Source organism: Enterococcus sp. E4-150 (assembly GCF_035726465.1).
In the GTDB taxonomy this organism is placed as follows: domain Bacteria; phylum Bacillota; class Bacilli; order Lactobacillales; family Enterococcaceae; genus Enterococcus_B; species Enterococcus_B faecium.
On sequence record NZ_JAPRGK010000021.1, the window covers coordinates 1 to 20,496 of the forward strand.

A 20,496-nucleotide genomic window follows, 5' to 3' on the forward strand; every position below is an offset into this window, starting at 1 on the left:
AAAAATTTCTAAACAGAAGCCATAAAGGTTTTCAACAGGTAACCGATACATTAGTTTCAATGTTTACTGAGTAACTAATTATTTTGCAGGAGGACAATTTATTTACACAAAATTATTGACGCTCCCAAACTTTCAAATTGATTCTTTTTATTTATCATAAAGATATAGATACATAATCATTTTCACTTACATATATTTGAATATTAACTAAAAACAGCAAGAAAGAAGAGGATCAAATGTATTATGTAGAAGTAAAAACAAAAGGCGTCAAAAACAAACAATATGTGAAAGGTATCAGTAACGAATATCCTTTACTTGGTTCATGGAAAGAAGCTGCTCCTTTTTCCAAACCATGTGCCATAAAAATAAAGAACGAGCTAGAAAAAGAACTGACTTGTGGCAAAGCTGTTGTAGATATCATCGAAAAGTAAATCCAATGTATAGAAAGGAAGATCACACATGAAAAGCGACGTACAAATTGCTAAGATTATAGAATTAGAAGAAGAAGACGCAGTGTTGACAATTGAAAAAAATAAATGTTTGTATACCATATGATTATTTCAATATGTATCCTGGAATTGGAGATCTCGTAGAGCTATATCAAGATGAATCAAATATACTTGTCATTCATCATGAAATATAGAGACTTATAAAATTGTTTATTTTTATAATGTATCAGTATAGAAAGGAAATAAAACATGGATTATACTGTTGAATTTGACAGTGAACTACTTAAGCAATTTCCACAAGAAGAACATTTCATGTATAAAGAAGCAATTTCCCACAAAGTGACAGAGTATTTGGAGCATAATTTTTTTCGTATAAAGCCAGTGCGTACTCGTTCGGCAAAAGGAATATACGAGATGAAAGTCAAAATTAATAAAAAAAATTATCGCATAGCATTTGCTTTAAAAAAAAATCATGTGTTCATTTTTTATATTAGTTCGAATTTGCAAAAAATTGTATTTGATAAAGAGGTGAGTAAAAAAATAAAATAGCTGAGCATTGGAGGATAGATTGAGTGATACTAAGTCTATCCTCTTGTTTTTCTAAAGAACTAAGCTAGAATTTTTTCTTTTGTACGTTATTATATGTTATTTGTCATTACCAAAAAGCACCTTTTTCCTTCTAGTATCTATGACATAAGAAATACCACCCATTTCCTTTACTTGAACAAATCCTACTGATTCATAAAATTTTTTAATAATATAAGTCTTTGATTATTTAGTCTATCTCTTACAATTCTCCTGTAAAAATTCACTCGATTCCTTAGAATTCAGCTTTTCTTTTAAGATATAAGCTTTTTGATATACAAAAAAGGTTGTGATAAGATTTTTTCACAACCTCTAATTCATTTTAACAAGTATTAATTTTGGAGTTTCTACACTTGATCCAGGATTTCTATTGCCCGTAGTATGCATACTTTCCATGTTTGCGAAAATAATGTTTATCTAGTAAATATTGCGGGATTTCACATATATTGGGGTTGATCAGCTCGTTTTCTTTGGCCATCAGACAAATTTCATCTAAGATCAAACTGTTTTCTACTGCTTTCATAGGTGAATCCCCCCATGTGAACGGTCCATGTCCATAGACAAGTACTCCAGGGACTTCGTTTGGATCTAATTTTCTTTCCTTAAACGTCTCGACAATCACATTCCCTGTATGAACTTCGTAAGCTTCTCTTACTTCTTCTTTCGTCAATTGGCGTGTACAAGGAACCTTACCATAAAAAGCATCAGCATGAGTCGTGCCATAAGCTGGCAAATCGCGTCCTGCTTGCGCCCACATGACGGAGTGCGTGGAATGAGTATGAGTAATAGCAGTTATATCTTCAAAAGTTTGATACAAAACAACATGTGTGGGGAGATCTGAAGATGGTTTTAAGCTATCTTCTTCTATTATATTTCCCGACAAATCTGTTACCACCATTTGATCTGCTTGCATGCATTCATATCTGACACCGCTTGGCTTAATGACGATGACTCCTAGCTCACGGTCCACTTCACTCACATTGCCCCAAGTCAATTTGACTAATCCGTATCGCGGCAATGCCAGATTTGCTTCAAGGACACGTTGCTTCATTGCTGCAATTTTTTCTTCACAAGACATCATAGCCAGCCTCCTTCAATTTAGAACTTAAGTAGTCTTTTGCCTGCTGGATTTCTCTTCGAAAGTCTTGGCTTTTTTCACTCCACATTTCAATCAGGAATGTTCCATCATAATCTAGACGTTTCAAATGTCTTAATAATCCAAGAAAATCAACACAACCGCTACCAAAAGGAACATCTCGAAACTTTCCCGAGTATTCTTTTGTTACAGGGTAAGTATCTTTTAAGTGGATAGCAGTGATATAATCGATCCCTTTCTCAAGTTCTCGAGCCGGATTATTTTCCGGCCATGCGGACAAATTGCCTAGGTCTGGATATACTTGTAGAAAAGGGGAATGAATCTGTTCTTTGATTTCTAAAAATTTTGAAATGGAGTTCATAAATGGATCATCCATGATTTCCACGGAAAGAATGACGCCATATTTAGAGGCTTCCTTTACACTTTCTTTTATTCCTTCGATAAAGTCTTCTCTGGAATTCATTGATTTCTCTTCATAATAAACATCGTATCCAGCTATTTGGATTACTTTGACGCTTAGATTATGCGCCAAATGGATTGCTTTTTTCATTAGTTGTTTCGCTGCTTTTTTCTTTTCTGGGTCAGCAGAACCAAATGGAAATCTCCGATGCGCACTTAGACAAATCGAATGAATACGTACACCGGAGCTGAACATCTCTTCTCTCAGCTCAGCTATCTTTTCTTCAGACCAATTTAATCGTGCTAACCGCTCATCCGTCTCATCAATCGACATCTCGATAAAATCGAAGTCCATTTCTTTTACAAGGGAAAAACGTTCTTTCCATGAAATATCTTTGGGTAATGCTTTTTCATAAATCCCAATTTGAGCCATTTCCTTACCCCCAGATACGAATGATCTCATCTTTGAAGTTTTGTGCGGCCTTCATCGGATCATTTGCTGCTGTAATACCACGACCAGTGATAAAGGTATACACATCGATCCCTTCAAATAAGTGTAATGTGTGTGGATTTAATCCACCAGTTACAGAAACATTAAAGCCTAGTTCAATCAGTTTTTTGATCTTCGATAAATCTTTTTCACCCCAAGTTTCACCAGATAACAGCGCATCACGGCTTTGATGGTAGATTACCTGCCGGATACCGATGTTATGCCAATCCATGGCTTGTTCAAAAGTCCAATTGCCGTAGAGTTCTACTTGCAATTCACCTATTTCTTTTTGTGCTGCCTCCATAGTTGGAATCGTTGCACAACAAATGACTGTCATCCAGTCTGCTCCTGCTTTTGCAACATTACTTGCCACTGTTCCTCCAGCGTCTGCACATTTCGTATCAGCGACTAGTTTTTTATCTGGGAACATACTGCGAATACAGCGAATCGCTTTTTGTCCTTCCTGTAAGCAAAGAATTGTGCCCACTTCAATAATATCTACTACATCACCAACTTTCATAACATCTCCTAATGCATGTTCTAAGTCATTGTGATCTAACGCAATTTGCAAATTCGGCCTGCTCATCTTAGTTCCTTCCTTTACTTGTTTTTTTGGTACCACTTTGTTTCAGCAAATTTTTCACTGATTTCTTTGGCTGACATCACATTTTTGATGCCGATAACTGTAACTCCTTTTTTCTCTGCCTGAGTAAACATATTCAAAAAATTGACTGGCGTAAAAACTACATCGTATTGGCCAGCTGAACTTTTTCCCTCTGAAATGGCACAATGATGGATTTTGGTAATTGGTACGTTTAGTTCTTTCATTGCTTTTTCCACACTTCTCATCATCATCAAGCTTGTTCCTGATCCATTTGCACACGATACTAAAATTCTCATCTTAATCCCTCCATTATGAGTGTTGTCTAATCAGATTTTCTTTTATACTCTCTGCTTTTCTGCATATGTGTCATAGTCTTCTACAATCAAAAAATAACCCTCAGGATTTTTCCGATATTGTAACTGCGGAATAGCCAATAAACCAATGACAACTACGGCAATTCCAGCATAACCTAGGACTTTCATGATTACTGTAAACAATGGCCAAGCTGTTGCCCAGTCGAACATCCCGATATAACCACCATATGTTGACATCCCAATCCATGTAGCGAATAATGCTGAACCGCCTACTTGTATGATTCCTGAAAGAAACGGGAACAGGCAAGCGGCTTTGAATCCACCTCGGTTATTGGCATAAACTGCTATAACGGCATTATCAAAGAACAACGGAATGAAACCGGCTATGACGATCGTTGGTGATTTCAATAAAATCAGTAAACCAATCATCAAAAACTGTCCCAAAGCACCAAACAAGAACCCAATCGTTACCGCATTTGGCGAACCAAAGCCAAAAGTAGCAGCTACGTCAATTCCTGGAACAGCTCCTGGTAAAATCGTGTTTGAGATTCCTTGGAAAGATTGAGTTAGTTCATCGACGAATGTCCGAACACCTAATTGCAAGATCGCCAGATATACCGCAAAATTTAAAGAAGTCGTCATAATGTAGAATAAGAAACTCTGTCCTTCTTGCATGAATTGCGCTTGAATCAAATAATCTTTGCCTAGTACAATCAGAATGATCCCAAAGAAAAATAGCATGAGTAACGAAGTAGCAACCATATTCTCATTGAAAATCGACAAGAATCCTGGTAATTTGATATCTTCAATTTTTTTGTCTTGCTTGATTGATCTATTTTTCTTTTCATCCCGCTTTTTCATCCACTCAGCTAATTTTGCAAATATAAAGATTCCGAACATTTGCTGATGTGCCACTGCAAATCCGGCACCTTCTGTCAATTCCTGCGTGATTCCTACTGTTAAGTTAGAAGCTACTGCCCAATAACAACCTAAAATCAGTCCCATAAAAATCAATACTTGTATCCTACCTAGATCAGGAAAGCAAAACAGTAAAATCCAAAAAGCGGTAGCTGCTTGTTGAACCTGAACGTTTCCGGTAGTGAAAACGGAACGCAGTTTCGTATATTTCTGAAAACGGACTAACAAGATATTTAAAACAAATGCAATCAGTAATAAAATCATCACATCTCCAAAGGTACGGCCAAATGTCTCCATTAATCCAGCATCCACAGCATTTTGTCCAAAATAAGGATCTGTAACCATGGCATCCAAATTGAACCGTTCCTTTAGTCCAACCAAGATTGGCCGAAAATTATTGACCAAACCACCAGAGCCAACAGTCAAAATAAAGTAACCGACCGTTGCCTTTAAGAATCCAGCGATGCATTCATGAAGCGGGCGTTTCAGCAAAATATAGCCTAATAACACGATAAAACCAATCAGGTATGCTGGCTGCGTCAAGATATTTGTTGCAAAATACGTCCAAATGCTTAACAAAAATTCCCCCATCTTTTTTCTCCTCTATCAATTAATTATATTCTGCCATCACAACTTGGTAATCATCGATGGAGTTCGTAGAGATGAGACGCTCAACCAATCCATCTGTCATTAATAATTCGGATAATTTTTGGATATTTTCTAGATGTTCTTCTGGATCTTTTGCTGCGAGTGTAAAAAACAAACTAGCCGTTTTCTCCTCATTCTCCCCTTCACTTTCAAAACGGATTGGCTGTTTCAACTTGGTAAATGAAATAGCTGTTCCAAAAACACCATCACTTTTTTCTGAAGAATGCGGCATTGCTACTTGAGGTGCGATCACAATATAAGGACCGTATTTTTCTACACAATGGATGATCTCCTCCACATACGTTTCATCAATAATTTCCTTATCGATCAATACAAGACAGCTTTCGGCGATAGCTTCACGCCAATCCGTGGTTTCTTTATCTGGGTAATGAATCAATTGATGGTCAAAAAAGTATTTCAGCAAGAAACTCCCCTTCTTTCTTATAAAAACGACGGAAACGGTGTATCATTTTCAATCGAGAAGACATCTTCAAATCCTCGATAAAAATTAAACTCAAGATCATCTTTGTTTGTCGGATAGATGAATTTCCCGCCTACTTGCCAGATATAAGGTTTAAATCCATACTTCAGGCGATCCTTTTTGAATTTCCAAATTTCAGTGATCTCTTTTGGATCAGCCATAAAATTAGACCAAATATCGTAGTGGACAGGAATCACTACTTTTGCGTTCAATGACTCCGCCATGCGCAGCATATCAACAGAAGTAACTTTGTCTGTTATCCCTCGTGGGTTTTCACCATAGGCCCCTAAACAGACATCGATTTTGTGTTCACTACCATGTTTGGCAAATAAATTGGAGTAATGTGAATCTCCTGCATGATAAAGATTCCCTCCTGATGTTTCGAATAAATAGTTTACTGCAATTTGATCCATCTCCTGAGGCATTTTTCCTTTTAATACCTCTTCTGGATCTTCACAAGTGACCAACGCTGTCCGATCAAACGCTTCTAAAGCTACTACATTGATGTCTTTGATTTTGACTGCATCACCTGGCTTTACTGTAATCGTTTTTTCTTCAGGAATTCCCCATTTTTGCCACGTGCGAACCACTTCTTTTGGCCCAATGAATGTTGCTTCAGGACAATTTTGATGAACTGCTGCGGCTGTATGGATATCTAGATGATCGGAATGGATATGTGTAACGATTAAAGCGTCTACATTTTTTATCGCAAAAGGATCGATTACGAAAGGCTGAGTACGTAAATTAGGCTGCATATTTTGAACGCCACTCATACGCATCATCTGATGGCCTTTTTTCATCATGCCATTCCCATGACTACGTTTTCCCGTCCCACACCATAGATCACATAAAATATTCGTTCCTTCATGACTTTTCAGCCAAATTCCCGTACAGCCCAGCCACCACATAGCAAAAGTTCCAGGATCCACTACTTCTGTTTCGATTTCTTCATTCAAGTATGTGCCCCACTCAGGAAATGTTTCTACTAACCACTTTTCTTTTGTTACTTCATTGACAGTTTTACTCATTTGCTTGCTCCCCCCATATCGTTGTTCCAACTTACAAGTAAATATTAATGTGTATCAGCATCCATGAAAACCCTTTTATATGACCGTTTGTTTTTTATATGATTTTCTTTCAGTAATCAATGATTGTTTCAGTATAATAAAGACAGATATGAATGTTTAAATGAACAACTAGTCAAATAAATCCATGGATCAAGATGTCCCTCAGGAGGCAAAAGTCATGAAAAACTCACTTGTCAATATTGAAAAACGTCAAAAAGAAATTTTGGAACTGCTTCAGCAGACTGAACAACTATCAACTTTCGAATTAGCTGAATCCCTTGATGTATCTATTAGTACGATACGAAGAGATTTAAATTTATTAGAAGAAAAAAACGAGATCATACGCAATTACGGTTATTGTTCTTATAATTACAAAAACCAGACTGATTTTGATCAATCTGGTCCTGAAAGGATTAAACAAGCGATTGCCAGAGAAGCTAGTAAATACATTAACGATTATGATACGCTGTTTATCAATTCTAGCTCGACTGCGTTGAAAACACTGGATTTTCTTCAATCTAACCATTTGACAGTCATTACAAACAACGTGAAAATCAATTACTCTCCGCACAAAGATAATTGTAGTTATATTTTAACTGGTGGAGAGATGCGCTTTCCAAAAGAAGCACTAGTGGGCGACATCGCATTAAATACGATTTCTTCAGTCAATGCAGACATTTGTATCATTGGCTGTAGCGGAGTCGATGTAGTACATGGGGTCACAACAAAGATATTAAATGAATCAACGATCAACGAAATGATGGTCAACAAGACAATCAAATGTAAGATTTTAGTCGCTGATCATCGAAAAATCGGACTGACATCAAAGTTCAAGATTGCTGATATTTCAGTCTTTGATTATTTGATCACTGATAAATTTTGTTCTGAAAAAGTATTAGAGGAGATCAGAAATACGGGGATAAAAACCATTCAAGTAGATTCATTTTAAGAACCAGGACGTAAATATGTAAATAGGATTATCAAAAAAATGAATAACAAATTTATCGATAAATGAAAAACACGCTACGCTCAAATTGATAAAGGAATCCCAAGATGTATCCATCCAATCGATACCATCATAATCTATTGCTTCTTTTATAACCGTTATATGTTGCCTAAATAGGAATCAAACAATATCGAAAAAAGGAGGTATGACAAAAGTCACACCTCCTTTTTTCGAATAAACGGTATTCAAATCAGAACACTGATTTCACAACCACTTTATTTCAGGTCGTTTTCAATCACCTTTACCGCGTAATCATTTCCGTTGAAACGCGCTATTTTTTTTGCGTCCATATATCTTTCTAAATAATCATCTTCTCCTAATTGCTTATGGCAAGAAGCAATTTCATAAAGCAAGTATTCCAATGCATAAGTCGATTTATGTTTCTTATTATACTCAATACCCTTCTCACATAATTGGATTGCTTTATCATAATCCTCGATTTTACGGTAATAGGTGGCGATATCATAATATACAATGCAGACCATCAGATTATCAAAATCAGTCTCACTCAATATTTTAAGTGTACGCTCCACATAAACTTTCGCAAAATCTAATTCTCCTTTTGACAAGTAGATCATTGCCACGTTTGCAGCTGCTTGTAAGTGATGGATATCTGTTTCGGTCGTTTGTTCCAACACTTGATTAAAATAAAATAATGCTGCATCTGTTTTTTTCGCATAAAGATGATCAAGCAGTCCTTGATAAAATAAAATTTGATTTAAAAGATCAGAATTACTTACTTTTTCCTGATCGATCGTTTGTAAAATTTTATAAGATTCTTGGTATTTTGATACAGAATTCAATGATTGAATCTCATTTATTTTTTTCCTGATTTTGTCTTCTTCTGTTTCTACTAATATATCGGAGATCTCGACATTCAGCTTTTTGCAAAGCGCACTTAAGATATTGATGCCTGGCGACATATTCTTGTTTTCGATATTGCTGACAGTTGCTTGTTCACAAATGCCTTCTGCTAATTGTACTTGTGTTAACCCCTTTTTCTTTCGGTATTCTTTTAGTAATGCTCCATCTACTTTAATCAAAACAATTTCCTTCCCTTTAAAAAATTATTTCTCCTTTATATCATACACAAAAAAAAGTTCTAAACAACCAAAAATGTTTAGAACAGAATAAAAATTTTAATTTTAAAATAATATCCAAATTAAATAACTGGCGTATCTGCTCCTTGATTTCTTTTTGTGTTATCTGAATAATTATCGTTTACAGTTATAACACATAGTGAAAATTGTCATGGCGAGAAAGTCTAAGAATATTTTTAAACATAACTATTTCTTTCTTACGTGTGTATAATGACGACAGCACACCTATCAATTAATATAATTATTTTATTTTTTTATGTTCTCAATCATCATGTTTATTTTTAATGACACAACTTCTCGTATTTATCTGGCACAACATATAAATCGATCAAAAAATTGTTGCGTGTTTTTTTGAAAATTGGAGTTTCAACTTGATTACAAAATTTAAATTTAGAAGTTGTGAAAACAGCGAGAGACAGTTTAATATTCAAAATATACATAGGCTGTGTTTTTTAGTATACTAGTAAGAAACGAAGGGATAGACTCATTCCAATAAGGAGGATTTCATGAAGACAATTCTTTTTGCTCCTGCAGTATTCAATTTAGCTGAGACAACACGAATGATTGAGGTTGCCAAAGCTATGAAAGACCGTTATTACTGTGTATTCTTTGGCTTTTCTAAAACTTTTGCTCCTTTGATCACAGAAAGTGGCTTTGAGTATCATTTACTAGCGCCGATCCTTACGAAAAAACAAGAAGAACAAATCATAAAATTTGACCAGTTGCGTACACTTAAAAACCCTTTTACCAAAGAAATGGTTGCCTCTCGTATCACTAGTGAACAGAGTCTGATTGCTAAGTTTGAGCCTCGACTGATTGTGACAGGTTCGAATGTGACAATTTTTTTATCGGCCCGCAGTAAAAAGATTCCTTTAGTATATGTTAAACCCTATGCTTTGAGTGAACCTTTTTTTCAATCAGAGCATGCGCTGATGCCTCACGAGTTACGTTTCTTCGGCCCTTTAAGCAATCCCCTTTGGCACTGGACAAAAAAGCGTATAGTAAATACCCGATGGATCCCCAATGCCTTCAAACACGCTGCACAAAGAGAAATGCTTCCTTTACCAAAAACAAGTTTACAAATGATGGATGCTGATCTAAATCTCATCACAACGCCTAAACTATTTTTGGAAGAAGAACAGCTGCCGGAAAATTATCGAATCGTTGGTCCAATTTTTGCTAAGCTCAGTACTTCCTTGCTTGAAGAAGTGCTAACTTTTATACAGCGAAAGCAACAAGAAAGAAAACGTATTATCTATTTCGCAATGGGTAGTTCAGGCAATCCGCGTATGTTACGCAAAATTTTGTTCTTCTTACAAAAACAACCGGATCTAGCGGTTATTGCACCTATTGACTATCTGCTTGATGACATTCAATCTGACTCAGAAGATCTTTTAATAACAGAATATCTGTCTAGTCATCTTTTGCATGAATTCATTGATTTTTCTTTTATCCACGGCGGGGAAGGGACCGTCCAAACTGCCTGTGAATCCGGCAAACCGTTTATCGGTGTGGGGATGCAATTTGAGCAAAGCTGTAATATTGACTATTGTGTAAAATACGGAAACGCAATCGCCCTCACAAAACCAGTGACTGAAAGAAAACTGCAGATTGCTCTGCGCGAAGTTTCTTCACCCAAGATTCGTCAGCAGGCACGCACGCTGCAAGCCGTTTTTCCAATAAATGGTCCACAACAAGCAATTCAAGAAATCGAAACCTTCCTGAGCAACCACCAAATATAGTTTCAAGTAGAAAAAGCTTTTTTAATAGAGACTCATCAGTAATTTCGCTATTCGAGACCCAGACAGTGAAAATACAAAAAAAGTAAATAGTGGATTGAAAAGTTAGAGTTACTTAAATTACGGTGTCTAAAAAACACAAAAACATCCTTAAAATAAAAGATCTGACGCTATCCAAATGAGCATAGGTAGCGTCTGCCATTTATTCTTAGTCAAATTCTTTGACACCTTTCTCTGGTTGGATCATCTCAACGTTTCTTCAAAAGAAAGACCATAATAATTAGGCAAATACATTTTCTTAAAATGTGTCATATAGATCTAGAAGCATCGCTTTGTAGAGATTTGTGCTGCTAGTCCCCTCAACAATTACTAAATCAAATGTAGGATTTACCACTTTATCTTTGATAATCAACCTCCCTCTTCTGTTGAGACAATGATCTCGCAATCCGATGCATACTCCTATATAAACTGCCAGCAATCCCCACATGCTGAGTAGATCATGTCAGAATGTTCTATGTCGTCAGCAACGATACACTAAAAGTCACGTTCACCATGACTGATTGCTATTCCCAGCGCAATTATTTCTATACACGTTTCATGATTTGAATAAACACTCTCATCATACATATTACCATTCATACACCATACTGCAGCCCCTACTATATGGTTGTAAGCTCCCAAATCTATATTTGACTTGATCACTTTGGTAGTAGATCGACTAATTCTAAATCCATTGCTGATAAAATTTTCATTTTTGCCTCCTTCTTTCTGCCAAAACAGTTAAAACAATAATAATCTTTATGTAAAAAAGGGCTGTGACAAAAGCCTTGTCACAGTCCCATATTCCGAATAAACGGTGGTCAAAAGCTTGCATCTGCGGTAATAAGTTCAACCAAACGAAAAATAAGCCAACATTTCACAAAAATTTAAGAAGCAATTTTCGTAAATTTCTTCTTATTTCTTGAAGCTAACCACTTCTGTCACAACCACTTTTAGAACATTTAAAACTTCGATGTGACAAACCACCTATGCTGCTCGATCATAAAATTGATAGCAAAAATTCCACAAAGTACATATGTCCCCCATGAAAACAAAACATTCATATGCGGTACAATGATCTTTGGAAGAATTACGATCAAAAATGATGCCAGTGCCCAAATCCATCGATTGATTTGAATATGATATGCAGCTAGCATATTCAATATAAGGTGACTAGCCGTTAATAAAAAGATAAAAACAAAAAATAAAATCAGCCAATACATTGTTTCCCACCTTCTAAAAACCAAACTTAGACAGTTTGGACTTCGTTTTCTCCACGACTTTGTTCATCTGACAGCATCTTTTTATCATAAGCTTTTACAAATGGATAATAGATAATAAATGCTATCAATGTGTTGATCATGATCAAGATAACAACACGCCAGTCATTTCCTGCTGAAAGATAACCGCCGATTGGAGCTGGTAATGTCCATGTTGGCAAAACAGTAAATCTATTGACCATTTCTAATTTGACTGCAAAATAACTGATAATAGTCAAAACTAAAGGAACTAAGTTGAACGGGATGAACATGTAAGGATTCAACATCATAGGAGCTCCAAAAATCATGGGCTCATTGATATTGAAGATACCAGGAATAATAGAAAAACGACCAACCTCTTTCAAGAATTTTGATTTACAGAAGAATATAAACAAAACAGATACCACGATCGTCGCTCCTGCACCACCAATTGTTACCGTCCATTGATAAAACTGTTCAGGAGCGATATAGGGTAATTGGGTGGCAGCTGTACCATCTGCCAATGCCTTTGCATTCTCATCCAACATGATCAGCCACATTGGACGAACAACAGCCCCTACAATACTCATACCATGGATACCAAATGACCACAACAAATGGATCAAAAACATTGGTAGTAAAACACCAAGCAAATTATTCCCTAAAATATTGGTTAAAGGCTCGAATAACGATAATAAGGTAGCGTTTACATCAAAGCCCGCGACGCTTCGAATCAGCCAAGTAATTGTTAAAATGACTGCACCTGGAATCAATGCCTCAAAACTACGGGCAACAGCAGGTGGCACTTGTTCTGGCATTTTGATAGTAATATTGCGATTTTTAAAGAAACGATATACTTCCACTGCAAAAATCATAGATAAGATCCCCGTAAACATCCCAGATGCTCCCAAAGAACTCATAGGTAAGACCCAGCCAAGAGGTGCCTCTTCAGGAGTTAAAACGTTTACAGGAACTTGTAACATAAAGAACGTTCCTAAAGATAATATACCACCTGTCACACTATCTAATCCATATGATTTAGCTAGATCCGAACCCATAACAAAAGTTGCATAAATAGCCATCAATCCCATCGTCATCCTAAAGGGTAAAACAATCGTTGCCGAATAAGGGGCAATAAATTCATTCCATCCAGGAAACGGTAAATTGATAAAGACCATAAAAAATGTCCCAATCAAAATCAATGACAATGTTGAAACAACCCCATTACGAATTGCTAATAAATGACGCTGTGTACCAATTTTTGCCATTGGTGGGACAAGTTTCTCTTCGACCCATTTCATCAGCTTTTCCACTAAAACCACTCCTTTTCAATAAAATATGAACCATTCATTGCATGACAACGCAAAGAATGTTCATAACTAATTATATAATTAAGAAATTTTATTTCAATATATTCTCTTAAATAATCAAATTTATTTTTAAGAATCCTGAAAATAAGTTTTCTAAATCATAGGAGCAACAAAAAAATTCGATAATTAACAAAAATCAAAATGATTAAATCTAGTGATTGAAACATATCATTTCAAAAAAATTTTGTAAATTCACCCATAAATATCACCCTATTTAACTTTTTTCATCGTACACTAAAATTCAAAACAACTATCTTTAATCTTTACTTCTTGGTTTTGTTTTAATAAATTTCCTTCAAAAATGCCTGGAGAAACTACAATGATCACCGTATCTTTTTGTGCTTGCTCCAACTTCTTCAAATCTATAATAGCTAACAGTGTCCCTTCTTTTACCTCCTGGTTACTTTCAACCCGTATCTGAAACGGACTTCCTTCGAGTTCAACCGTATCTAAACCCATATGGATCAGTATTTTTCTGCCAGATTCACTTTCGATCGTTATGGCATGTCGGGTAGGAAATATATTATCGATTATTCCTTTAACTGGCGCATGGATATATCCATCATGATTCGTTATAGCGTATCCAACTCCTATCATTTTTGAAGAAAAGACCTCGTCTTTTACTGCTGTTAATGGAATAATTTGACCACTAGCTACAGCTTTTAGAATGTTTCTTGTTTTAAAGAAATGCACTTTTTATCACCTCTACTTTAATGCTGGCCAATATTTTTTGTTTACTTTGATCATTTCATCTAGTATTTTTTTTGCGACTCTGGCATTTGGTACGGTTTGATTCAATGTAGATGCTTGTAAAGCTTTTTGATAAGAACCTTCAAAGTAAGCATCTACTAGTAACTTCTCTGCTGCAACTTGTGCCTCCATCAATCCTTTATGAAAATCACTGATTGGTTTTCTTAGTGTAATTGGCTCCACACCAGTTGCACCAACATATGCCGGTATTTCAACAACTGCATCTGACCGTAGATTCGGAATCGCCCCTTGATTAGGAACGATTAGCATAAAGCGACGACGATCATCATTCAACAAGGAAATAGCTATATCGACGATATATTGTCCATGCTCCCCAAAATTAAAGTTCAATACTTCTTCCACAATACCGCGGCGTATTTTATCAGCCATTTCTTTGGTATTTTTCTCTCGTCCATCCATGACCATATTAGCACGTGTATACTCTTTGTCAGTATGCTCAACGACCATATCAGGATATAAGTAATACTCTAAGTAATTATTCGGGATATTACTTGGAAAATTTTTCGTGATGACTGACATCATTTGAAAGGTTTTTTGCCAAGTTTTGTCTCCTATATTAAAATCGGCGACTTGCATTTCTTTTGTTATTAGTTTTTCAATAATCTCTGGCATAATTTCTCGTTGCAATTCTTTATCATAAATCGATGTATACCAGCCAAAGTGGTTTAAACCATAATACGTAACGATCCAATTCTTACGATCATAACCGTAATTCACTGCAATCGTTTCTTCAATTGAAATAGTCATATCACAGGCATTAATCATTTTTACATTCGGATATTTACGACGAACAGCTTCAGAAACGATCGACTCTGGATTTGTATAATTCAAAATCCATGCTTTGGGGGCATAGTCTTGTATATGATCAACAATTTCCAATAAACCTTTGATTGAGCGCATCCCATAAGCAAATCCTCCGAGTCCACACGTTTCTTGTCCTACTAATCCATGTTTAAGTGGAATCTTTTCGTCCTTTTCTCGCATCTCCAATCCTCCAACACGAATTTGGGAGAAAACAAAATCGCATCCTGTAAAAGCAAGCTTTGGATCATCCGTTGCACGAATGCGAATATTTGAAAAACCTTTTCTTTTCAGCATAAATTTAACAATCAAGTACATATCCATATTTCTTTCTTCATCAATATCATATAAACGTATTTCAGATAATGGCAACCGTTTTTCATTGTTCAAAATGGCTTGAACGATTCCTGGTGTATACGTACTCCCGCCTCCAGCTATAGTGATAATCTGTTTTTTCATCATCATCTTTTCCTTTCTATTCTTCTAATAATTTATTGAATTCTGCCATAACATAAGTCACTTCTAAGCCGATGATAATTTGATAATTTTTTTCAGTTGGTTTAATGATCCCGCTTATCCCTAATTGCTTGATTCGCTGTTCCTCGACCATGGTGGGATCCACTACCTCTACCCGTAGGCGTGTATTACAACTATAGACATCCAGGATATTGGCTTTTCCTCCAAACGCTTGTAGCATTTTTGTTGCCATATATTCATAATTTTTACTTGCTAACCCTAACTCTGTTTCTTCTAAAGTTGCTTCATTGCCAAACTCTGCCTTAGCTTCACGTCCTAATGTCTGAATGTTTCTCTTATTGATCAAATAATAAAAAGTAACGTAATACAAGGCAAAAAAGAAAATTCCGATTGGAAGAATCAAAATAGCATTGGTAGCGATTCGAAAATTGATGAGATAATCAACAATACATGCTCCGAATGTAAAACCAATTCGTATATTGAATAAGTAACAGACAATCCCTGCTAAACCGGCAAAAAGTGCATGGATCACGTACAACATAGGAGAAAGAAACATGAAACTAAATTCAACAGGCTCAGTGATATTTGCAATAAATGAAGTTCCTGCACCGCTTCCCATGATTCCTTTGACCATCTCTTTATTTTCTTTATAAGCTGCTTTATAGATAGCTAGACATATAGCTGGTATACCAAACATCATTACTACAAAAAAACCTGATAAAAACAGTCCAGCCTGAGGATCTCCGTTGATAAAGCGTGTCATCTCTCCTCTGAAAACTTCCTTGCTAGGAGATGTATAGCTTCCTAAATCGTAATAAATATACGTATTCAACACATGGTGCAGTCCAAAGGGGATCAGCAAACGATTCAAAAACATAAATATCCCCACACCTAATGCCCCCATATCAACGAGTAGTTTTGCAAAATTATCAATCCCAATTTGGATGAGCGGCCAGATAAAGCCCAAAAAAACAGCTGCGATTGTTTGTAGAATCATCACCATAGTCAATGGGAATTTTTCGCCCGCAAAATAAGAAAAAACTACTGGTAATTTTTGTTCTTTAAAGCGATTATACGTCCATGCCGCTACTAAACCGGAAATAATTCCACCAAAAATCCCCATATTCACTTCTGGGTCCATAATTTCTAAGCCTTTTTTCAAGGTAGCAATCGCTAAAAAACCAGTAAGTGCAGGTATTCCTTTGTCCTTATTTTTGACAAAACCGATTGCAACTCCTATAGCAAATAAGATATCCAAGTTTCCAAAAACGGCATTTCCAGCTGCACCGATTACTGGGATGTTCAGCATATCATCAGCTGATAAACGCATGATCAATCCCGCTAATGGCATCGCTGCAACTGGAAGTAGCATCGCTCTTCCAAGTTTCTGCACATTTGATTTAACATTCATTTTTATTCCTCCTCTATTAAATATCCTCATATGTTACTAACTCAATCAAAGAATCATTTTTCACTTTTTGAGCAAATGCTGAATGAATTAAAAATTCGACTTGGTGGGTACGAGGATACACAAAACTTGAACCATTTAACAATTCCTGATCCAAATACGCTGCGTGACACATGACTTCGATCGTTTTATCTTCTCTCAATATCATGAGTAAACTTGCCAAATATTCTTCCACACTCGTATTGATTTGTCGTTTTTTTTCATCAGTTTCTCCTACGACATCGAAACAAGGCTCAAAATAATCGACATGACGAACTTCATCTTTTCGTTCAAAGTTGCTCCGAACCGGCAAATCATATTTTTTTGCTAATGTAACAACTACCTCCTGATTTTCATCCAAAGTATGAGTATGATGATGACTGTCTAAATGAGTTGGTATGATCCCCGCATGATAAATTTTTTGAATCTGAGCATTCCATTCCTGATACAGTTGATCTTTGTCAATGTTAAATGAATGCTGATAATAAGATAAGGATCTGAACTCTCCGCTTTCGATAAGAGTATCGACAGTTTTGAGAAGTGGTTTGCCACACGTCAATGTTAAATGGACTCCTACACCTAGCCTAGGCATTTCCTTTCTTAGTTTCACAGCGTGCTCGAAACCCGGCATATTTGCCATCAATGTAGTTGATGTCAAAATTCCTCGCTGATAAGCATCCATAATCCCATAATTCACACCATGGCTATAGCCAAAATCATCCGAATTAAAAATCACTTTTCCCATTTCATTCTCCTTCTTTTTTCTACTAAAATAGGCGCAACCAAATAATCATAGTCCATTTACTATGTGTCATTTGGTTGCGCCTATAGATAGTTACGCCCTTATTTTAATAGATTCGTGCTAGATGAATTGCCAAATAGATGATTTCATTTTCTTGAATGGCAAGTTGAAATTGCTGTTCGATGATATCTTTAATCTTTAGTGCTGTACAATACGCTTTGCTATGTTTAAATGTTTCAGTAAAAAAACCAATATTTTCTACTGGCGTTTCTTCCTGATAAATCAAGCGTTTAACCAGGAATTTGATATGAACCATTAAGCGATGATAAGTCAGTGATTCTTTATCATAAACGTTTGAATAGGATTTTTCTAGATGGGACAAAATCGTGGTCGTCATTTCTACTATTTTTAAGCTCTTTAAACTATTAGGCTCTCCTAGCTCAGCATTAATGATATGCATAGTGATGAATCCTACTTCATTTGACCCTAACTCGGTTTGATATCGATGATTGATTCGCTCGACCACTTCTATTGCTATATCATATTCATTTGGATAAAGGAATCTCATTTCTGGCAACATAATTGCTGTGACATCTCTATCTTCTCTTTTTCGTTGAATAGCAAAATAAATATGATCTGTCAATGTAATATAGATATTTGAATCTAATGGAGAGGAGATCCTAGCTGTTATCAGTTCAATCACTTCTTCCGCAAAATCCATAAATTCGATTGGAATCTGCGAGACTATCTCACTGAATCGTTTGATCTTTTCTTTAGAATCTAATACAAATAATTTGTCAGCATCCTCAACATCAAATGGCTTACTCACTTTAGCAGAAAAGCCAATCCCTTTCCCCATCGCAATTTTTTCTATTCCATCGTCATCGATCAATACAGCATTATGATTCAGCTTTTTCATCACATACACCGTTGATTCACCTCCTCTATATGATAAAACAAAACAACTTGCAGACTCCTTCATACATATTTTTGTCTCCAAACAATTTTTAAAGACAAAAAACGACCTAAGAAAGAACCCTTTCTTAGGTCGTGCCTAATTGAATAGTAGCACCCTACATAATTTACAAAAATAGTTTAACACATAATAAAAGCGTTATCAATATCTTTTTTACTCGTTTTATGATAATACTTGTATCGAATTGATTTGGAGGTAATTACATAAAAACAAAAAAAATATAGCAACTCTCTATAAGAAAGTTGCTATATTGATAATTATACCGGCGGCCGGGGTCGAACCGGCACGTCCTCAACGGACACTGGATTTTGAGTCCAGCGCGTCTGCCAATTCCGCCACGCCGGCAAATTTAAAAATAATAACTGGGGTAGCTGGATTCGAACCAACGCATGAGGGAGTCAAAGTCCCTTGCCTTACCGCTTGGCTATACCCCAAGAATAAAGGGCGAATGATGGGAATCGAACCCACGAATGCCGGAGCCACAATCCGGTGCGTTAACCACTTCGCCACATTCGCCATCATAAAAGATGTTATTTAATTTCTCAATAAAAAACTAAGATGAAGACATCTTAGTCAATACCGGCGGCCGGGGTCGAACCGGCACGCCCTCAACGGGCACTGGATTTTGAGTCCAGCGCGTCTGCCAATTCCGCCACGCCGGCAAGTTGATTTATTAGTACTAAGGCGGTAACCGGATTTGAACCGGTGATGAAGGTTTTGCAGACCTCTGCCTTACCACTTGGCTATACCGCCATTATACTATTATCAATCTATAAAATAAAGAATAAATTATAGAAACTGGGGTAGCTGGATTCGAACCAACGCATGAGGGAGTCAAAGTCCCTTGCCTTACCGCTTGGCTATACCCCAAGAATAAAAAGGGCGAATGATGGGAATCGAACCCACGAATGCCGGAGCCACAATCCGGTGCGTTAACCACTTCGCCACATTCGCCATGGCAGGGGCAGCAGGAATTGAACCCACACTAACGGTTTTGGAGACCGCTGTTCTACCTTTAAACTATGCCCCTATAAAATGGAGGAGAGTGGATTCGAACCACTGAACCCTAAGGAACGGATTTACAGTCCGTCGCGTTTAGCCACTTCGCTACTCCTCCATGGTGGCGCGGGACAGAATCGAACTGCCGACACACGGAGCTTCAATCCGTTGCTCTACCAACTGAGCTACCGCGCCATATTTTAAAATTATTAATTGAATAACAAGAACGACGGTTCCGACGGGAATCGAACCCGCGATCTCCTGCGTGACAGGCAGGCATGTTAACCCCTACACCACGGAACCAGTTCATTATGGAGGTTAACGGGATCGAACCGCTGACCCTCTGCTTGTAAGGCAGATGCTCTCCCAGCTGAGCTAAACCTCCAACATTCAATTAAAATGACCCGTACGGGATTCGAACCCGTGTTACCGCCGTGAAAGGGCGGTGTCTTAACCGCTTGACCAACGGGCCAGGTAAATTTGCTACGGAGAGTAAGGGATTCGAACCCTTGAGACAGTTTGCACCATCTACATGATTTCCAATCATGCTCCTTCGGCCTCTCGGACAACTCTCCAGAGTGAAAGAAGCTCAATACTCTTTCTCAAAATGAGAACTCCGGCAGTAGGACTCGAACCTACGACATCATGATTAACAGTCATGCGCTACTACCAACTGAGCTATGCCGGAATAACATCAGCGTGGCGACGTCCTACTCTCACAAGGGGCAACCCCTCACTAC

At 36.8% G+C, this 20,496-nt stretch carries 19 protein-coding genes, 15 tRNA genes and 1 pseudogene; 4 read left to right on the plus strand and 31 right to left on the minus strand.

The window, feature by feature from the left end:
• The first annotated feature begins 236 nt into the window (after window positions 1-236).
• Window positions 237-431, plus strand: a complete 195-nt coding sequence (locus tag OZ002_RS12140; RefSeq protein ID WP_002289063.1) for a hypothetical protein — start codon at window positions 237-239, stop codon at window positions 429-431.
• A gap of 267 nt (window positions 432-698) precedes the next feature.
• Complete coding sequence (locus OZ002_RS12145) at window positions 699-998, plus strand: hypothetical protein (RefSeq protein WP_002289065.1); 300 nt, start codon at window positions 699-701, stop codon at window positions 996-998.
• A 96-nt stretch (window positions 999-1,094) separates the two neighbouring features.
• Here the strand turns inward: OZ002_RS12145 and OZ002_RS12150 are convergent.
• The 8 genes and pseudogenes from OZ002_RS12150 to ulaG form a co-directional block, all read right to left on the minus strand.
• Window positions 1,095-1,202 (minus strand): annotated as a pseudogene (locus OZ002_RS12150) (GNAT family N-acetyltransferase); the annotation flags it as partial.
• A gap of 199 nt (window positions 1,203-1,401) precedes the next feature.
• Window positions 1,402-2,112 carry an L-ribulose-5-phosphate 4-epimerase gene (locus OZ002_RS12155; protein ID WP_002295327.1) on the minus strand — a complete coding sequence of 237 codons (711 nt, stop codon included), beginning with the start codon at window positions 2,110-2,112 and terminating at the stop codon, window positions 1,402-1,404.
• Window positions 2,102-2,962: an L-ribulose-5-phosphate 3-epimerase gene (locus OZ002_RS12160; RefSeq protein ID WP_156249056.1), complete on the minus strand. Its 861-nt coding sequence runs from the start codon at window positions 2,960-2,962 to the stop codon at window positions 2,102-2,104. The genes OZ002_RS12155 and OZ002_RS12160 overlap by 11 nt, the downstream gene beginning before the upstream one ends.
• 4 nt (window positions 2,963-2,966) lie before the next feature.
• Window positions 2,967-3,605 (minus strand): 3-keto-L-gulonate-6-phosphate decarboxylase UlaD, encoded by a 639-nt coding sequence (locus OZ002_RS12165; protein WP_002288832.1) that lies wholly within the window; start codon window positions 3,603-3,605, stop codon window positions 2,967-2,969.
• A gap of 14 nt (window positions 3,606-3,619) precedes the next feature.
• Window positions 3,620-3,919: a PTS sugar transporter subunit IIB gene (locus OZ002_RS12170; protein WP_002299656.1), complete on the minus strand. Its 300-nt coding sequence runs from the start codon at window positions 3,917-3,919 to the stop codon at window positions 3,620-3,622.
• A gap of 42 nt (window positions 3,920-3,961) precedes the next feature.
• Complete coding sequence (locus OZ002_RS12175) at window positions 3,962-5,446, minus strand: PTS ascorbate transporter subunit IIC (RefSeq protein ID WP_002324626.1); 1,485 nt, start codon at window positions 5,444-5,446, stop codon at window positions 3,962-3,964.
• A 19-nt stretch (window positions 5,447-5,465) separates the two neighbouring features.
• On the minus strand, window positions 5,466-5,927 hold the full coding sequence (locus OZ002_RS12180; RefSeq protein ID WP_156249057.1) for a PTS sugar transporter subunit IIA: 462 nt from the start codon (window positions 5,925-5,927) through the stop codon (window positions 5,466-5,468).
• Window positions 5,928-5,944: 17 nt separating this feature from the next.
• On the minus strand, window positions 5,945-7,012 hold the full coding sequence (gene ulaG, locus OZ002_RS12185) for an L-ascorbate 6-phosphate lactonase (protein WP_156249058.1): 1,068 nt from the start codon (window positions 7,010-7,012) through the stop codon (window positions 5,945-5,947).
• A 217-nt stretch (window positions 7,013-7,229) separates the two neighbouring features.
• Between ulaG and OZ002_RS12190 the strand changes: the two genes are divergently transcribed.
• Window positions 7,230-8,000: a DeoR/GlpR family DNA-binding transcription regulator gene (locus tag OZ002_RS12190; RefSeq protein ID WP_002288823.1), complete on the plus strand. Its 771-nt coding sequence runs from the start codon at window positions 7,230-7,232 to the stop codon at window positions 7,998-8,000.
• Window positions 8,001-8,272: 272 nt separating this feature from the next.
• Here OZ002_RS12190 and OZ002_RS12195 read toward each other — a convergent pair whose 3' ends face one another.
• A complete protein-coding gene (locus OZ002_RS12195) occupies window positions 8,273-9,100 on the minus strand; it encodes a helix-turn-helix domain-containing protein (protein ID WP_002331903.1) in 828 nt (275 codons plus the stop codon).
• 563 nt (window positions 9,101-9,663) lie between these two features.
• Between OZ002_RS12195 and OZ002_RS12200 the strand changes: the two genes are divergently transcribed.
• Window positions 9,664-10,899 (plus strand): glycosyltransferase, encoded by a 1,236-nt coding sequence (locus tag OZ002_RS12200; RefSeq protein ID WP_325083416.1) that lies wholly within the window; start codon window positions 9,664-9,666, stop codon window positions 10,897-10,899.
• Between the two features lie 998 nt (window positions 10,900-11,897).
• Here OZ002_RS12200 and OZ002_RS12205 read toward each other — a convergent pair.
• The 22 genes from OZ002_RS12205 to OZ002_RS12310 all read right to left on the minus strand — a co-directional run bounded on the left by OZ002_RS12205 (window position 11,898) and on the right by OZ002_RS12310 (window position 20,444).
• Window positions 11,898-12,158 carry a diacylglycerol kinase gene (locus OZ002_RS12205; protein ID WP_123849863.1) on the minus strand — a complete coding sequence of 87 codons (261 nt, stop codon included), beginning with the start codon at window positions 12,156-12,158 and terminating at the stop codon, window positions 11,898-11,900.
• A gap of 26 nt (window positions 12,159-12,184) precedes the next feature.
• Entirely contained in the window at window positions 12,185-13,486 is a 1,302-nt protein-coding gene (locus OZ002_RS12210) for a PTS sugar transporter subunit IIC (RefSeq protein ID WP_325083418.1), read from the minus strand.
• A 291-nt stretch (window positions 13,487-13,777) separates the two neighbouring features.
• Window positions 13,778-14,236, minus strand: coding sequence for a PTS glucose transporter subunit IIA (locus OZ002_RS12215; RefSeq protein WP_002288815.1), 459 nt, complete (start codon window positions 14,234-14,236; stop codon window positions 13,778-13,780).
• Between the two features lie 12 nt (window positions 14,237-14,248).
• The gene (locus tag OZ002_RS12220; protein ID WP_442784192.1) at window positions 14,249-15,577 is read right to left on the minus strand and encodes a family 4 glycosyl hydrolase; all 1,329 of its coding nucleotides are present in this window, start codon (window positions 15,575-15,577) and stop codon (window positions 14,249-14,251) included.
• A gap of 13 nt (window positions 15,578-15,590) precedes the next feature.
• Window positions 15,591-17,033, minus strand: a complete 1,443-nt coding sequence (locus OZ002_RS12225) for a PTS transporter subunit EIIC (protein WP_171800959.1) — start codon at window positions 17,031-17,033, stop codon at window positions 15,591-15,593.
• The gene (locus OZ002_RS12230; RefSeq protein ID WP_156249059.1) at window positions 17,020-17,784 is read right to left on the minus strand and encodes a carbohydrate deacetylase; all 765 of its coding nucleotides are present in this window, start codon (window positions 17,782-17,784) and stop codon (window positions 17,020-17,022) included. The genes OZ002_RS12225 and OZ002_RS12230 overlap by 14 nt, the downstream gene beginning before the upstream one ends.
• A 103-nt stretch (window positions 17,785-17,887) precedes the next feature.
• Entirely contained in the window at window positions 17,888-18,763 is an 876-nt protein-coding gene (locus OZ002_RS12235; protein WP_156249060.1) for a PRD domain-containing protein, read from the minus strand.
• A gap of 254 nt (window positions 18,764-19,017) precedes the next feature.
• Window positions 19,018-19,102: transfer RNA gene (locus tag OZ002_RS12240), tRNA-Leu, on the minus strand.
• A gap of 17 nt (window positions 19,103-19,119) precedes the next feature.
• Window positions 19,120-19,191: transfer RNA gene (locus OZ002_RS12245), tRNA-Gln, on the minus strand.
• 9 nt (window positions 19,192-19,200) lie between these two features.
• Window positions 19,201-19,273, minus strand: a tRNA-His gene (locus OZ002_RS12250).
• Window positions 19,274-19,334: 61 nt separating this feature from the next.
• A tRNA-Leu gene (locus tag OZ002_RS12255) sits at window positions 19,335-19,419 on the minus strand.
• Window positions 19,420-19,439: 20 nt separating this feature from the next.
• A tRNA-Cys gene (locus tag OZ002_RS12260) sits at window positions 19,440-19,510 on the minus strand.
• A 45-nt stretch (window positions 19,511-19,555) separates the two neighbouring features.
• Window positions 19,556-19,627: transfer RNA gene (locus OZ002_RS12265), tRNA-Gln, on the minus strand.
• 11 nt (window positions 19,628-19,638) lie between these two features.
• Window positions 19,639-19,711 (minus strand) — tRNA-His (locus tag OZ002_RS12270).
• Between the two features lie 2 nt (window positions 19,712-19,713).
• Window positions 19,714-19,787 (minus strand) — tRNA-Trp (locus tag OZ002_RS12275).
• Window positions 19,788-19,793: 6 nt separating this feature from the next.
• Window positions 19,794-19,874: transfer RNA gene (locus tag OZ002_RS12280), tRNA-Tyr, on the minus strand.
• Window position 19,875: 1 nt separating this feature from the next.
• A tRNA-Phe gene (locus OZ002_RS12285) sits at window positions 19,876-19,951 on the minus strand.
• 35 nt (window positions 19,952-19,986) lie between these two features.
• Window positions 19,987-20,059, minus strand: a tRNA-Asp gene (locus OZ002_RS12290).
• A gap of 9 nt (window positions 20,060-20,068) precedes the next feature.
• Window positions 20,069-20,141: transfer RNA gene (locus OZ002_RS12295), tRNA-Val, on the minus strand.
• A 15-nt stretch (window positions 20,142-20,156) separates the two neighbouring features.
• Window positions 20,157-20,228: transfer RNA gene (locus OZ002_RS12300), tRNA-Glu, on the minus strand.
• A gap of 14 nt (window positions 20,229-20,242) precedes the next feature.
• Window positions 20,243-20,331, minus strand: a tRNA-Ser gene (locus tag OZ002_RS12305).
• 39 nt (window positions 20,332-20,370) lie between these two features.
• Window positions 20,371-20,444 (minus strand) — tRNA-Asn (locus tag OZ002_RS12310).
• Window positions 20,445-20,496 lie beyond the last annotated feature (52 nt).

What these genes read in the sequence shown, in the direction of transcription:
- OZ002_RS12140 (WP_002289063.1), top strand. Translation starts at nt 237, where the DNA reads ATGTATTATGTAGAAGTAAAAACAAAAGGCGTCAAAAACAAACAATAT.
- OZ002_RS12145 (WP_002289065.1), top strand. Translation starts at nt 699, where the DNA reads ATGGATTATACTGTTGAATTTGACAGTGAACTACTTAAGCAATTTCCA.
- OZ002_RS12155 (WP_002295327.1), bottom strand. Translation starts at nt 2,112, where the DNA reads ATGTCTTGTGAAGAAAAAATTGCAGCAATGAAGCAACGTGTCCTTGAA.
- OZ002_RS12160 (WP_156249056.1), bottom strand. Translation starts at nt 2,962, where the DNA reads ATGGCTCAAATTGGGATTTATGAAAAAGCATTACCCAAAGATATTTCA.
- OZ002_RS12165 (WP_002288832.1), bottom strand. Translation starts at nt 3,605, where the DNA reads ATGAGCAGGCCGAATTTGCAAATTGCGTTAGATCACAATGACTTAGAA.
- OZ002_RS12170 (WP_002299656.1), bottom strand. Translation starts at nt 3,919, where the DNA reads ATGAGAATTTTAGTATCGTGTGCAAATGGATCAGGAACAAGCTTGATG.
- OZ002_RS12175 (WP_002324626.1), bottom strand. Translation starts at nt 5,446, where the DNA reads ATGGGGGAATTTTTGTTAAGCATTTGGACGTATTTTGCAACAAATATC.
- ulaG (WP_156249058.1), bottom strand. Translation starts at nt 7,012, where the DNA reads ATGAGTAAAACTGTCAATGAAGTAACAAAAGAAAAGTGGTTAGTAGAA.
- OZ002_RS12190 (WP_002288823.1), top strand. Translation starts at nt 7,230, where the DNA reads ATGAAAAACTCACTTGTCAATATTGAAAAACGTCAAAAAGAAATTTTG.
- OZ002_RS12200 (WP_325083416.1), top strand. Translation starts at nt 9,664, where the DNA reads ATGAAGACAATTCTTTTTGCTCCTGCAGTATTCAATTTAGCTGAGACA.
- OZ002_RS12205 (WP_123849863.1), bottom strand. Translation starts at nt 12,158, where the DNA reads ATGTATTGGCTGATTTTATTTTTTGTTTTTATCTTTTTATTAACGGCT.
- OZ002_RS12220 (WP_442784192.1), bottom strand. Translation starts at nt 15,577, where the DNA reads ATGATGAAAAAACAGATTATCACTATAGCTGGAGGCGGGAGTACGTAT.
- OZ002_RS12225 (WP_171800959.1), bottom strand. Translation starts at nt 17,033, where the DNA reads ATGAGGATATTTAATAGAGGAGGAATAAAAATGAATGTTAAATCAAAT.
- OZ002_RS12230 (WP_156249059.1), bottom strand. Translation starts at nt 17,784, where the DNA reads ATGGGAAAAGTGATTTTTAATTCGGATGATTTTGGCTATAGCCATGGT.
- OZ002_RS12235 (WP_156249060.1), bottom strand. Translation starts at nt 18,763, where the DNA reads ATGAAGGAGTCTGCAAGTTGTTTTGTTTTATCATATAGAGGAGGTGAA.